The following is a 14,327-nucleotide window of genomic DNA, read 5'->3' as shown; positions in this document are numbered from 1 at the left end:
TCGTATTTGTTAAGAACTACCAAAAATACAGCTTTAAACACATCTTAATTTAAAATTATCGTTAAATACGACCAATAATTTTATACTTTAGCAGTATATTTTTTTCTATGCAGTACCTACATAATATTGGAACTTATTTTTTAATGATTGTTGAGATGTTTCGTAAACCGACCAGATGGTCTGTAATGAAACAACTGATTTTAAAGGATATAGACGACTTGGTAATTGGATCTATTGGCATCGTAGCTTTTATCTCTTTTTTTGTGGGAGGTGTTGTTACCATACAGACCGCCTTAAATATGGATAACCCACTTATCCCCAGATCTTTAGTCGGTTTTGCTACGAGACAGTCGGTTATTTTAGAATTTGCACCTACTTTTATCTCCATAATAATGGCTGGAAAAGTGGGCTCTTTTATAACCTCTAGTATTGGTACGATGAGAGTTACCGAACAAATTGATGCTTTAGAAGTTATGGGAATAAACTCATTAAACTATTTAGTATTCCCTAAATTTATAGCACTTACACTCTACCCTTTCGTTATTTCCATCGCCATGTTTTTAGGTATTGTCGGGGGATTAGCCGCTTGTGTTTTTGGAGGTTACGCTAGTATAGATGATTATATTACGGGATTACAACAGGATTTCGAACCTTTTCATATGGTGTATGCCTTTTTAAAGACCTTATTATTTGCCTTTGTCTTAGCAACCGTTCCTTCCTATCACGGTTTCTATATGAAAGGTGGTGCCTTAGAAGTAGGAAAAGCGAGTACGACCTCTTTTGTTTGGACAAGTGTTGTAATTATTCTTTTAAACTATATACTAACCCAAATGTTATTAAGCTAATGATAGAAGTTACTAATTTAGAAAAATCGTTTGGTGATGCTCATATATTAAAAGGCATCAGCACCACATTCGAAAAAGGTAAAACAAACCTAATTATTGGCCAAAGTGGCTCCGGTAAAACCGTGTTTTTAAAATGTCTCTTAGGACTTTTCGATTATGAAAAAGGAAAAATCGCCTACGAAGGGCAAGTTTTTGCCGAATTATCTGAAGCTGAGAAAAGAGATTTGCGTGCTAAAATAGGTATGGTGTTTCAGGGCGGTGCCTTGTTTGATTCTATGACTATTGAAGAGAATGTAATGTTCCCTCTGCAAATGTTTACTAAACAAAGTAAGAGTGAAATGCAAGACCGCGCTAACTTTGTTTTAAACAGAGTAGAATTGAAGGACGCTAATAAAAAAAAGCCAAGTGAGGCCTCTGGAGGAATGCAAAAACGGGTGGCTATTGCTCGTGCTATTGTAAATAACCCTAAGTATTTATTTTGCGATGAACCGAACTCTGGTCTAGATCCTAAAACAGCTATTGTTATAGATAATTTAATTAAAGAAATTACCGAAGAATACAATATTACCACGGTTATTAACACACACGATATGAACTCGGTGATGGAAATAGGCGAGAAAATAGTGTTTTTAAAAGATGGCTTAAAAGCTTGGGAAGGATCGAAAGACACCATTTTTCAAACCGATAACGAAGTGGTTACTGATTTTGTTTACTCCTCTAACTTATTTAAAAAAGTGAGACGCATGTATATTGAAGAGAATGAAAATTCTTAACTAAAAAAATCTGAGATAAATAGTTTATCTGATATGTTGAAACTTTAGTGATTTTTAGAATCTACTCTCTTACCCTTGTACAGATGCGGGCCTACTAGAATAATTTCACCTTAAATGTTTCTTTACTAATATAGAATCTGTTTTAACGGTATTCTTCAACCATATTTTTAATTCTTTCTCTTTTCTTAATTTTACTGAGTCCTGTAATCGTTTATCCCATTCTACATCAATTACAGAAACCGTGTCTATTTTAATAAAATCTTTTGTTTCTAACATTTTAGAATAACCGAAATATTCTAAATCTCTAAATCTAATTTTAGCATCCTTAGCTAAAGTAGTAAATGAAATAGTTCCAAAAGGATTCCCCTTCTTCTCCATCTGGATATTTAAGTTCTTAACAGTTTCCTGTAAACTTTCAATTTCTGTTTGAAGTCCGTGGATTACGTTATCCTTTCTATCTAAATCAGCATAAGCGCGATCCAGAGACTCAGAAATACGGTCTACGCTTCTGGTTTCATTACTATTAATAACCAATTCGAAATCTTTAATATTATTATAGTCTGAGCCGTTTCTTAGTTCATTTCGTAAAGCGGTAATAATAGCATCGCTCATTTCACCATTAAAATAAAGACTAATTTTATGCTCTTTAATGTCTAACTTTTTGCGTTGCAACCATAAATCGTCGTTAGTTTCAATCTCGTTTTCTATGAAGTTTTTATAAGACATTTCGTACTTACTTTCTTGTAATACCGTGTAAAATGAAATCGCCGCAGGAATCATTACAATAATTGCTACTACTGAAGCTATTTGAGAAATACGTTTCCTTTTTGCCGAGTTAGCATATTTAAGCATTGGAAATCGCAATATTTTTAGTACCAAGAACGTCGCTAATGCAATAAATATAGTATTGATACTAAACAAATACATCGCACCACTAAAATAGCTCCAGTTTCCTTTTGCCAAACCATAGCCGGCCGTACATAAAGGCGGCATTAAGGCTGTTGCAATAGCCACCCCAAATATTACCGAGGCAATCGTTCCTTTTTTGGTACGTGCAATAATTAAAGCCAAACCACCAAAAAAGGCAATTAAAACATCGCGAATATCTGGTCGTGTACGTCCTAGAAGCTCGGAAGTATCTTCACTTAACGGGAAAAATTCAAAGAACAAATACGCTGTTAATAAACTTAAAATAAGCATTATAGCTAAGTTTATTAGAGACCGTTTTAAAGTGTCAATGTCGTTAATGGCAATAGATAAGCCTATTCCTAAAATAGGCCCCATTAACGGAGAAATTAACATCGCGCCAATTACCACTGCTGTAGAGTTAGCATTTAAACCAATGGAAGCCACAAAAATAGAACAAATCAAAATCCAAGCTGTTGCGCCTTTAAAAGGAATATCCGCTTTAATCGCTGCTATAGTTGCATCGCGATCGGTATCACTTCTAAAGTCTAAAAGTTCGACTAGAAAGGCTTTTATACTTTCAAAAAGTCCTTTGGCATCTTCTTTTACTGCTTCTTTAGAAGATCCTGTTGCTTTTCCTTCAGTCTTTGATTCCGCGTTACCCTTGGATCCATTTTCTTCCTCTTCAGAAAAATTAAATTTATGTTCTTCGCTCATATTCTAACCTAAATGATCACCAAAATTCTCTTTTACTTTATTTAATACAATTTTAATATCTTGCTCTTTGTCTTTAGGAAAGATAAGCAAAACATCTTTTTTATCTACAATGATGTAATCTTTTAATCCGTCGACAATAACCACCTTATCGTTTTCGGTTCTAATCATATTACCAGTGCTATTTTCGACTAACGTTTTCGCATTTACAATGGCATTATTATTATCGTCTTTTGGTAATTTATCGTATAAACTTCCCCAAGTTCCTAAATCGTTCCAGTCGAATGCGGCTGGAAGTACAAACACATTTCTCGATTTTTCCATTATGGCGTAATCGACTGATATGTTTTCGGCTTTAGGATAGTTTTCTTCAATAAAAGCGGCTTCTTCTTTAGTGTTATAAAGGGCTTGCCCCGATTTAAAAAGAGTAAACAAATCCGATTGATTCTCTTTAAATGCTTTTAGGACATTTTGAACACCCCACATAAAAATTCCAGCATTCCACACAAAATTACCTTTGGCTATAAATTCTTTTGCCGTGTTATAATCTGGTTTTTCTCGAAATTGCTTAACCGGTTTAATGGTATCTGTATTTTCTTTATCGAATTCGATATAGCCATACCCTGTATTAGGAAATGTAGGCTTAATACCTAAGGTCATTAATGCATCGTTTTCTTGGCAAAACTCGAACGCTTCTTCAACATTGTTTGTAAACGCCATCTCATCTTCAATCCAATGATCGCTAGGTGCTACAATAACGACCGCATTGGGATTTATTTTTTCAATTTTAAGGGACGCGTATAAAATACAAGGCGCTGTATTTCGCATTGCAGGCTCTAACACCACTTGCTTGGACGATACTTCTGGCAACTGTTCTAAAACCAAATCGTTATAACATTCATTGGTTAAAATAAAGATATTTTCTTTGGGAATAATTTTAGATAAGCGACTAAATGTTTTTTGAATTAATGTTTCGCCTGTTCCCAACATATCGTGAAACTGTTTTGGAAACTCTTGAGTACTTACTGGCCAGAATCGAGATCCAACACCACCAGCCATTAAAATAGCGTAATAATTTTTATTCATATTTATAATTTCTTTGTAAGAGAAATACTTTTAATTTTAATTTAATTAAGCTGAAGCTATGATTTCAACTTCTGCATTGGGATTGAAAAGATACACTTTTCCCGACTTAACTTCTACACATTCATAACGTTTTGTGCGTATCCCCCCTTTTTTAAACACTCTGCCATTATATAATTTAAAAGTGCTTCCTAAAGGCACCTCAAACACAAGGGTTTTGTCATTTGGGGAGTCGTATTGTTTAAGCGCATAAACCAATGCCGTATCAGTATCGCTACTGGCTTTAGGATTCTTAAAATGGTGTGCTAATAAGGGCAATAAAGTGACAGGAAAAATAGCTGGATTTAAAAAGGGCAACATTAAATGCTGAAAGGTGTACTTCCATTCTTTACCGTGCGGTTTTATAAATTTACCATAGGTTTTATACGCTTCGTAATGTGCTATTTCGTGTATTAATGTAATTAAAAACCGATAGCTATTTAAATTGCTATTTATCGTTATTTGATGCTTTCCGTTTGGTAACTTTCTATAATCACCATGACGTGTTTTACGCTCTTTTTTTACTAAAACACTTAAACCATCTTCTTCTAAAAGTTGTACAACTTGAGCTTTTGCTTGTTTAGGAATATGGTTTGAAATAGTATTTTGCATGCGTTAATTTTAAGCATTTATGTGATAAAAGAACGAAGATTTTAAAATTTTAAAATCGCATATAGCGTTCCGTTAACACTATACACGAATCGCTTAACTGTTTAGGCTTCTGTAAAATTACAGACGTTATTACATACGTTCTGGCACATTAATGCCCAATAAACCGAAAGCATTTTTTATAGTTTGCGCTACCATATTCGATAATTGCACTCTAAATACTTGAGATTGCGCGTCGTCGTTACCTAAAACAATAGGTACGTTTTGGTAAAAAGAATTAAAATCTTTTACTAAATCGTAAGTATAATTGGCTAATAAAGCAGGACTATGTTGTGTTGCCGCATTCTGAATGACTGCTGGAAACACTTGTAATTGCTTTAGTAATGCTTTTTCTTTATCGTGTAATTCGTAAGCAAAATCTGTAACAAGACCTTCAGTTTCTAAATTCGCTTTTCTTAAAATAGACTGAATTCTAGCATACGTATACTGAATAAAAGGCCCTGTATTTCCTTGAAAATCGATAGATTCTTTTGGATCGAATAAAATTCGTTTTTTAGGATCTACCTTTAAGATGTAATATTTTAAGGCGCCTAAACCAATAGTGCTAAATAATTCGTTTTTTTCGTCTTGAGAATAACCGTCTAACTTTCCTAATTCTTCTGAGATTTCTCCTGCTGTGGTAGCCATTTCAGCAACCAAATCGTCGGCATCGACCACTGTTCCTTCTCTACTTTTCATTTTTCCCGAAGGTAAATCTACCATTCCGTAACTTAAATGAAATAAGTTTTTAGCCCAATCAAAGCCCAATTTCTTCAATATTAAAAACAATACTGAAAAGTGATAATCTTGTTCGTTACCCACAGTATAGACCATTCCACCAACATCTGGATAATCTTTAATACGCTGTATTGCCGTACCAATATCTTGCGTCATATAAACGGCTGTACCATCGCTTCGTAACACGATTTTTTCGTCTAAGCCATCTTCGGTTAAATCGCACCACACCGAACCGTCTTCTTTTTTAAAGAACACCCCCGTTTTTAAACCTTGATCTACGAATTCTTTTCCTAAAAGGTACGTTTCACTTTCATAGTACAAGCAATCGAAATCCACCCCGAGGTTTTTATAGGTTACATCAAAACCTTTATACACCCATTGGTTCATCGTTTTCCAGAGTGTAACCGTTTCTTCATCTCCCGCTTCCCACGCTAAAAGCATTTGTTGCGCTTCAATTAAAATAGGCGCCTCTTTTTTTGCTTCATCTTCAGTTTTTCCTTCCGCTTTTAAAGCTTCAATCTCTTTTTTATATTCTTGGTCGAACTTTACGTAGTAATTACCAACTAGTTTGTCGCCTTTCAATCCTGTAGACTCTGGTGTTTCATTATTACCATAACGTTTCCAGGCTAACATACTCTTACAAATATGAATACCACGGTCGTTTATAATTTGAGTTTTATAGACTTTTTTTCCCGACGCTTTTATAATTTCAGAAACACTATATCCTAATAAGTTGTTTCTAACATGGCCTAAGTGAAGTGGTTTGTTGGTATTAGGTGAAGAGTACTCGACCATAACCGATTTACCTTCTACTGAAGGCAACACAAAGCCGAAGGTACTATTATCTTTTACCGCATTAAAAAACGCGATATAATAACTATCTTCAATCTCTATATTTAAAAAGCCTTTAACAACATTAAAGGCTTTTACGTCTTTAACATTATCGACCAAATAGCTACCAATTGCTTCACCAATTTGTACCGGATTGCCTTTTATTACCCGCAGCATCGGAAATACAACTATAGTAATATCTCCGGCAAACTCCTTACGAGTCGCTTGAAATTCTACCGTTTCTAGGTTCGCTTGATACAGTTCGTGTACCGCTTTTTGTACTTGTTTTGATACTGTTGCTTGAAGGCTCATTTATAACGTTTTTTAGACTTGCAAAGATACTATTATTATTACAAAAATACCGGATTCCGCTTGCATTCAGTCTTAAGAAATTAAAGAAACCGTCTTCAAAGAACCTTGTTTTAAGCGTCGTTATAAAACGTTAAAAGAAGTACGGCATTTTAACGTTACCACCGAATGATTATATTTCACATCTTAATTCAACGAGGTAATCCTACCGTATGTCTGTTTAATCTGATTTACTTGTTTTTTAACCTTTAAATTAGTTTTTTTATAACATTTTTCTAATTTTTGTTACTGCTAATTAACTGACTTTAAATACTTTTACTTTTTTTAACCCCGAATATGATTTAACATTTGTTAATTAGCGATAAATGTATGAAGCATCTATTCGTTTTATTTTTAGCTCTAGTTTCCTTAAACTGTTTTTCTCAAACTGAAGAATTAGATAATCTTGCTATACAATTAGCTTACGAAAGCTCTGAGTCCTCAAAAGTTGCTATTTCTATTGAAATTATTAAAAACTTAATAGCTCTAAAGGATTTTGATAAAGCCCTAAAGCATATTAAGCAAAGTGAGAAATTATCTAAAAAATTAAATTCGGATAAAAAACTAGCGCAACTGCTGTACTATAAAGCATTAATTCTTTCTTTAAAAGACGACTATATTACTTCGGTAAACCTACTAAATAAATCAAAAGCACTTTCCATTAAATTAAACGATTCCCTTTTCACTGCGGAAATTAACAGCAAATTGGGAGCTATACAAATTGAACACGGCGATTATAAGCAAGGTATTATTAATATTAAAAAAGGAATTATTCAATTAGAAAGTAAAAACGATTCGCCTACGCTTTCTGAGGCTTACAATACACTGGCTTCTGCTTATAAAAACATTAATCAATTTAAAAATTCTCAAAAGTTTTATCTTAAAAATATTGAAATAAATAAAAACCTGGGAAACCGAGAGGCCATACTACAGACACACATTGATTTAGCAGAATTATATATTGAACACAAGCACTATAAAGAAGCTGTATTTAATTTTGAAAACGCACTAACCCTCCTCGACACTAAGAACGAGGAATATAAAGGTAGAATACAGCCGCAACTGGGTACAGCATATATTAATTTTAAAAATTTAGATTTAGCAAATAGACATCTTATTGAAGGATTAGAAATTAACAGACGATTAAAAAACACAGAAGGAACGATACACTCTTTAAATGGTTTAGCCGAATTAAATAGGATAAAAAGACGTTTTAAAACGGCGAAAAAATTAGCCTTAGAAGCCAAAACACTGGGAGAATCTATTAATGATAAACAAAAACTATTATATAGTTACAGACTTTTAAAAGATTTAGATTCGTTACAAGGTAATTTTAAGCAAGCGTATTTATGGCAATCAAAATACTTCACTATTAAGAATCGTTTAGACCGAGAAAAAGAGAAAAAAGAGCAACTCGCGAGAACTTTAGATGCTATTACTATCGAAAATGATGACCTTAAAGTATCGACCTTATCAAAAATAAAGGTTAGCACTGTTGCTAACACGCAAGCTAATACCCCCTTTAAACTAGCTTTTTACGTCTTAATTATTGTATTTGCTATAGCCCTTTTATTTTTAATTTCAATTTCAATAAAACGTAATGGTCTATTAAAAGACATAAGACGCCTCGAAACAAAAAATAGAGACATAGAACTTGAGAATAAATCAATATTAGAACAAAAAGAACATTTGGAAAGTATTAATGATATTAAAGACAAGCTGTTTTCTATTGTCTCTCACGATTTAAAAGATTCCTTAATTTCAACAAAAGAGTTTATAGATTTATTAAAGGATGGGTCTATCTCACAAGATGAGTTTCGCAGTTTATTACCGGAATTGAGTGATAATGCTAATAATGCATCGCTACTCCTTTTTAATTTATTAAACTGGTCCAAATCGCAAATGCAAACCTTAGTATCTAATCCTTCCCTATTTGATATTCAAGAGGTGTTTTACGAGAAAATTAAACTAATCGATTTAAAACTACAGAGTAAAAACATTCAACTCGTTGATAAAACGGTAAAAGACGTCGTGTATGCCGATAGAAGTATGGTTGAAATAATTATACAAAACCTTTTAGCGAATGCTGTTAAGTTTTGTAAATCTGGAGATATTATTACGCTTTCAAACCACATAAGTAACGGCTACGCTTTGATTACAGTTGCCGATTCGGGAATTGGTATTACAGAAGAAAATCAACGCCAATTATTTAGCAAAAATTCAATTTCAACTATTGGCACAAACAACGAAAAAGGTACCGGTTTAGGATTAAGTATCTGTAAAGACTTGGTAGAATTAAATAATGGAAGAATCTGGGTGGACAGCACCATAAATAAAGGGAGTTCGTTTTACATAGAACTCCCTAAAGATAAGGTTAAAACACCCGAATTAGTTTAAATTAAACTTTTGGCAAAAACACTTCAGCCATCATACAACGTGCACTTCCGCCACCGCAAACCTCGATAGTTGGTAACGGACTATTAATAATCTCACAATGTTTTTCTATTAAAGTAATCTGTGCTGGTAATAACGACTTGAAGGCCGCTTCACTCATTACCAAATAGCGCTTATCTTCAGCACCAAGCACTTGTAACATATTTCCTGCGAAGTGCTCCATTTGCTCCACAGAAATGTTAATAATTTCTTTATTATCTTCTTGTAGATTTTTAATAACGAGATTGCGTTCTTTTTTATCGTCTATAGTATCTAAACAGATAACGGCAAATGTTTCTGCTATACACATCATAACATTAGTGTGGTAAATAGGCAATCGCTTTCCCTCTACCGTTTGGTATGCTGTAAATACTATTGGAGTAAATTCAAAATCTTCGCAAAATTCTATAAATAACGTTTCGTCTGCTCTAGGAGATAATGCGCAATAGGCTTTTTCGTTTGCGCGGTCTAACAATAAGTTTCCAGTACCTTCTAAGAAAACACCTTCTGCTTCCGCAGACGTGTAATCGATAATATTTTTTATTTCGAAACCTTCTTTTTCAAGACGTTCTAAAACCTCTTCTCTTCGTTCTCTTCTTCTATTTTCTGCAAACATTGGATATAAACCAACAGTTCCATTCTCATGAAAACTCACCCAATTGTTTGGGTAAATAGAATCTGGAGTATCTAATTCAAGAACATCATTTTCAACAATTACAGTTACACCAACCGCTCTTAGTTTTCCTACAAGATTATCAAATTCGTCTTGAGCTTGAGCATTAACTTCGGCGTTTTTCAACTGTAATTCTTCTTGAAAATAATTATTAACAGCAGTTTGTTCATTCATCCTAAAACTTACAGGACGAATCATTAAAATTGTATTTGTTGTTTGTTGCATTTTATAATTTTTCACAAAAGTACTTTAATTTAACACCATCGGTGTTTAAATACTCTTATTTTTACGTTAACTCTTGCTTCCATTTAATATTACACCCAATACTTGGCTTCTGATTTTCGGGTGGTGCACCGTGACTTAAAATACGGTCTAAAGCATATTGTACATCGTGCCCTGTAACGGGCCTTCCATTTCTAGGTCTAGAATCGTCGAACTGGCCGTGGTACGTCGCTTTCAAACGATTATTAAACACGTAAAAATCGGGTGTACACGCCGCATTATACGCTTTCGCCACTTCCTGACTTTCATCGTATAAATATGGAAATGGAAACTGTTCATTTTGCGCTAATTCTGCCATTAATTTGGGGGAATCCTGAGGATAATTCTTAACATCATTACTGCTAATAGCGATAAACGTAACGCCCTTTTTAATATACTTATTAGCCACTGCTACCATCATTTTATTAATATGGATGACAAACGGACAATGGTTGCACATAAACACAATAACCGTGGCGTGTTCTCCTTTACATTCTTCCAGCGATTGCTTCGCGCCAGTCAACGGATTTAACAGTTTAAATGAAGGTGCTAAAGCGACCACAGGAAACGGGTTAGATTGTGTATCTGCCATATTTTATTTATGTTGAATGCTGCATTGCAAGCTGCCTTAAACCTAAGGTGTAGAGTTAGAAACTTGCAACACTTTACCGTTGTAAAATTTTTGCGCGGTTAATGAAAACTGTGCGATATATTCGGCCATATGCAACGCTGAAGTGGGCACCTCTAAGCCCGGAAAAGCCTCTGCTAACATTTCGGTTTTTACTGCTCCCAAAGCCAACACGTTAAAGCTTGGTCCTGTTGCTTTATATTCTTCCGCTAAAAGCTCGGTAAGCGTTATAACAGCGCCTTTACTAGAACTATAAGCAGATAACCCCGGGAACTTTACACTCCCTTGAATACCGCCCATTGAACTGATAGTAACAACGTGAGAATCCTTTTTCATAAACGGTAAAACGGTACGTGTCATTTCGGCAACTCCAAAAACATTTGTTTTATAAACGGCTTCAAATTCCTCCCTAGTTGTTTCCATAAAAGGCTTATTAATTAAAGCACCCGCGTTATTAATTAAAATATCAACGTGCTTCCATTCTGTTTCTATAAAGTGTGTCACTTTCTCATAATCTTCAGGCTTGGATAAATCGAACGCAAAAGCATTAAGAGTCTTAAAATTAAGATTACTTATAGGCTCATTATTTCTAGACAATGCCAATACATTGTGGCCTTGACGCGCTAATAATTGCACCAATTCGAAACCAATACCCCGACTAGTTCCCGTAATAATTATATTTTTAGTTTCCATATAACTGTATTTCGTTTGTTGAGGCATTCGCCGTTTTTTCTATAACTGGCCCTAAGGCATTTATTAAATTAGCCATAAATGTATAATCGAGTTTATCGATTTCGTCGTGTACGTGGTGGTAAAAATCAAAGTTGGTTAAATCGCATGACGACACCGTGTGTGCAGGAACATTAAACACTTTAAAAAACGGATAGTTATCTGAGCGCTTAAATAAACCGTATTTTTTAGCAACCTCCGAAGAGCCAATCAATTCCTGACCCGCATACGTATTCATTACTTCGGCTAAATTTGAACGGTCGTATCCTGTAAGAAACGCTTGATGCTCTGTATTAATTAATGGTACACCTATCATTTCTAAGTTAAACATCGCATACAAATTAAAATTATTTTCTTTTAATGTATTGGCTAGGTGTTTAGACCCTAACAAGCCTTTTTCTTCTGCGGTAAACGCCACAAATAATAAGCTACGTTTTGTTTTCTTAGTGGAAAAATATTTAGCTAAAGTCATAACAGCACTCGTACCTGCGGCATTATCGTTAGCACCGTTTGCAATGACATCACCTTCTACAGCTGCAATTTCTCCAATATGGTCGTAGTGTGCACCGATAATAATAAATTCATCTTTTAAAGTGGCATCGTTTCCTTCAATATACCCTACCACATTAAAAGCATCGACACCTTCCATTTTAAAAGTATCGCGATACTCCTCAAAATAAGGTTTTATACCTAAAGCTTTAAATTCATTAGCTATATAAGTCGCCGCTGTATTTATACCTTCACTACCGGTATCTCTTCCTTTTAATTCATCTGAAGCTAAAAAAGAAACCATTGCTTTAACCTCATCTGCTGTAACTGTGTAATTTTTATCAGTGGTAACCCCTGATGATTTACAAGCAGATACATTAATAAATAAAAAGGGAATTAAAAATAATACTAGTAGTTTTCTCATAATTATTGGATTGTTTGGTAATTGAATTTATTAAAGTTTAAAGATAAAAAAATCCTGTATCAAAAAAATTGGTACAGGATTAATTATAGTATGATTTGTAAATTATACTAACATCGTTACTGGATTTTCAATATATCCTTTTAATGTTTGTAAAAACTGAGCTCCCGTTGCACCATCAACTGTTCGGTGATCGCAAGCCAAGCATAATTTCATTGTGTTTCCAGCTACTACTTGCCCGTTTTTAACTACTGGCTTTTCAAGAATCGCTCCCACAGATAAAATCGCAGAGTTAGGCTGATTGATAATGGATGTAAAACTTTCAATGCCAAACATTCCTAAGTTAGAAACAGTAAAGGTACTTCCTTCCATTTCTTGAGGTGTTAACTTCTTACTTCGTGAACGACCAGCAAAATCTTTTACCGCTGCATTAATTTGAGGTAACGATTGCTCGTTTGCAAATTTTACAACCGGCACGACTAAACCATCTTCGACAGCTACCGCGACGCCAATATGTACGTGATTGTTTAACTTCATTTTATCTGCAAACCACTGAGAATTTACTTGTGGATGCTGACGTAATGCTAAAGCACACGCCTTAACAATCATATCGTTGTAAGATATTTTTGTATCTGGTAACGAATTGTATTGTGCTCTAAAAGCCATAGCGTTCTCCATATCGAACTCCACATTTAAATAATAATGTGGTGCTGTAAATTTAGACTCTGCTAAACGTTTCGCTATTACTTTTCGCATTTGCGAGTTTGGTTTCTCGTCGAAATCTTCTTGGCCAGTTGGTACAAACTTCGCTGCAGAAGCAGACGATGCTACCGAACTAGTAAAGCTTTCTATATCGCGTTTTACAACACGACCGTTTTCTCCAGAACCTTGAACTTCATTAATATCGATTCCTTTTTCTTCGGCCATTTTTTTGGCTAAAGGGGAAATAAATATACGTCCAGAATTATTTGTTTTTGGTGCCGGTTGCGCTTCGGTTTTTTTGTCTTGTGCTTTTGGCGTTGCAACCGCTGTTGTTTTTCCTTCCTTTTTAGGCGCTTCTTTTTCTACTGGCTTTTCAGCTTTAGCAGACTCACCTCCACTATTATAGTTTTTAGCAATTCCGGAAACATCTGTTCCTTCTGGGCCAATAATAGCTAATAAGGCATCTACTTTAGCAGAATCTCCTTCTTCTAGACCGACGTATAATAATATACCCGATTGGAAAGATTCAAATTCCATTGTTGCTTTATCTGTTTCGATTTCGGCAAGAATATCTCCTTCTTCAACGGTATCTCCCACGTGCTTTAACCACGTCGCCACAGTACCTTCTTCCATCGTATCGCTTAAGCGAGGCATTGTTACCACGGTAACACCTTCAGGAATTTCGTTAGTTTCAGCAGTTTTTGATGCGTCTTTTATATTATCTTCAGATGACGTATCTTCAGTTTCATCTTGAGAGCTTTCAGATTTTTCTTTTTTATCTTCCAAAGTACTTTCGCCTGCATCTAATAACGCAGAAATATCTTCACCTTCTTCACCAATAATTGCCAAAAGCTTATCTACTTTGGTTGTTTCTCCCTCTTGAACACCAATATGAAGTAACGTCCCTTCGTGAAAAGACTCGAATTCCATCGTTGCTTTATCGGTTTCAATTTCGGCTAAAATATCTCCTTCCTCAATTTTGTCACCCACTTTTTTTAACCAGCTAGCAACTGTTCCTTCTTCCATCGTGTCGCTTAAACGCGGCATATTTATTACTTCTGCCATA

General features: G+C 34.7%; 12 protein-coding genes. 3 read left to right on the top strand and 9 right to left on the bottom strand.

Annotated elements, in window-relative coordinates; all coding sequences use genetic code 11:
* Positions 1 to 107 precede the first annotated feature (107 nt).
* Positions 108 to 845 (top strand): MlaE family ABC transporter permease, encoded by a 738-nt coding sequence (locus tag ES677_RS03250; protein WP_148369603.1) that lies wholly within the window; start codon positions 108 to 110, stop codon positions 843 to 845.
* Positions 845 to 1,618 carry an ABC transporter ATP-binding protein gene (locus tag ES677_RS03245; protein ID WP_148369602.1) on the top strand — a complete coding sequence of 258 codons (774 nt, stop codon included), beginning with the start codon at positions 845 to 847 and terminating at the stop codon, positions 1,616 to 1,618. The genes ES677_RS03250 and ES677_RS03245 overlap by 1 nt, the downstream gene beginning before the upstream one ends.
* A 105-nt stretch (positions 1,619 to 1,723) precedes the next feature.
* Here ES677_RS03245 and ES677_RS03240 read toward each other — a convergent pair whose 3' ends face one another.
* The 4 genes from ES677_RS03240 to argS form a co-directional block, all read right to left on the bottom strand.
* The gene (locus ES677_RS03240) at positions 1,724 to 3,241 is read right to left on the bottom strand and encodes a DUF389 domain-containing protein (RefSeq protein WP_148369601.1); all 1,518 of its coding nucleotides are present in this window, start codon (positions 3,239 to 3,241) and stop codon (positions 1,724 to 1,726) included.
* Positions 3,242 to 3,244: 3 nt separating this feature from the next.
* Entirely contained in the window at positions 3,245 to 4,324 is a 1,080-nt protein-coding gene (locus ES677_RS03235) for a mannose-1-phosphate guanylyltransferase (protein ID WP_148380422.1), read from the bottom strand.
* A 45-nt stretch (positions 4,325 to 4,369) separates the two neighbouring features.
* Positions 4,370 to 4,972 carry a SprT-like domain-containing protein gene (locus ES677_RS03230; RefSeq protein ID WP_148369599.1) on the bottom strand — a complete coding sequence of 201 codons (603 nt, stop codon included), beginning with the start codon at positions 4,970 to 4,972 and terminating at the stop codon, positions 4,370 to 4,372.
* Positions 4,973 to 5,101: 129 nt separating this feature from the next.
* Positions 5,102 to 6,889 carry an arginine--tRNA ligase gene (gene argS / locus ES677_RS03225; RefSeq protein WP_148380421.1) on the bottom strand — a complete coding sequence of 596 codons (1,788 nt, stop codon included), beginning with the start codon at positions 6,887 to 6,889 and terminating at the stop codon, positions 5,102 to 5,104.
* 366 nt (positions 6,890 to 7,255) lie between these two features.
* Here argS and ES677_RS03220 point away from each other — a divergent pair, with 366 nt between their 5' ends.
* A complete protein-coding gene (locus ES677_RS03220; RefSeq protein WP_148380420.1) occupies positions 7,256 to 9,322 on the top strand; it encodes an ATP-binding protein in 2,067 nt (688 codons plus the stop codon).
* Position 9,323: 1 nt separating this feature from the next.
* Here the strand turns inward: ES677_RS03220 and ctlX are convergent, their stop codons facing one another.
* The 5 genes from ctlX to ES677_RS03195 all read right to left on the bottom strand — a co-directional run bounded on the left by ctlX (position 9,324) and on the right by ES677_RS03195 (position 14,326).
* Positions 9,324 to 10,256 carry a citrulline utilization hydrolase CtlX gene (gene ctlX, locus ES677_RS03215; protein ID WP_148369596.1) on the bottom strand — a complete coding sequence of 311 codons (933 nt, stop codon included), beginning with the start codon at positions 10,254 to 10,256 and terminating at the stop codon, positions 9,324 to 9,326.
* A gap of 61 nt (positions 10,257 to 10,317) precedes the next feature.
* The gene (locus ES677_RS03210) at positions 10,318 to 10,884 is read right to left on the bottom strand and encodes a thioredoxin family protein (RefSeq protein ID WP_148380419.1); all 567 of its coding nucleotides are present in this window, start codon (positions 10,882 to 10,884) and stop codon (positions 10,318 to 10,320) included.
* A 42-nt stretch (positions 10,885 to 10,926) separates the two neighbouring features.
* Positions 10,927 to 11,613, bottom strand: a complete 687-nt coding sequence (locus tag ES677_RS03205; RefSeq protein WP_148380496.1) for an SDR family oxidoreductase — start codon at positions 11,611 to 11,613, stop codon at positions 10,927 to 10,929.
* Positions 11,603 to 12,562, bottom strand: a complete 960-nt coding sequence (locus ES677_RS03200) for a M28 family peptidase (protein WP_148380418.1) — start codon at positions 12,560 to 12,562, stop codon at positions 11,603 to 11,605. The genes ES677_RS03205 and ES677_RS03200 overlap by 11 nt, the downstream gene beginning before the upstream one ends.
* A 102-nt stretch (positions 12,563 to 12,664) precedes the next feature.
* Complete coding sequence (locus ES677_RS03195; protein WP_148380417.1) at positions 12,665 to 14,326, bottom strand: pyruvate dehydrogenase complex dihydrolipoamide acetyltransferase; 1,662 nt, start codon at positions 14,324 to 14,326, stop codon at positions 12,665 to 12,667.
* Between the last annotated feature and the right edge of the window lies 1 nt (position 14,327).

It is taken from the genome of Bizionia gelidisalsuginis (assembly GCF_008086185.1).
In the GTDB taxonomy this organism is placed as follows: domain Bacteria; phylum Bacteroidota; class Bacteroidia; order Flavobacteriales; family Flavobacteriaceae; genus Bizionia; species Bizionia saleffrena.
This window is presented reverse-complemented; position numbering and strand designations above follow the sequence as displayed.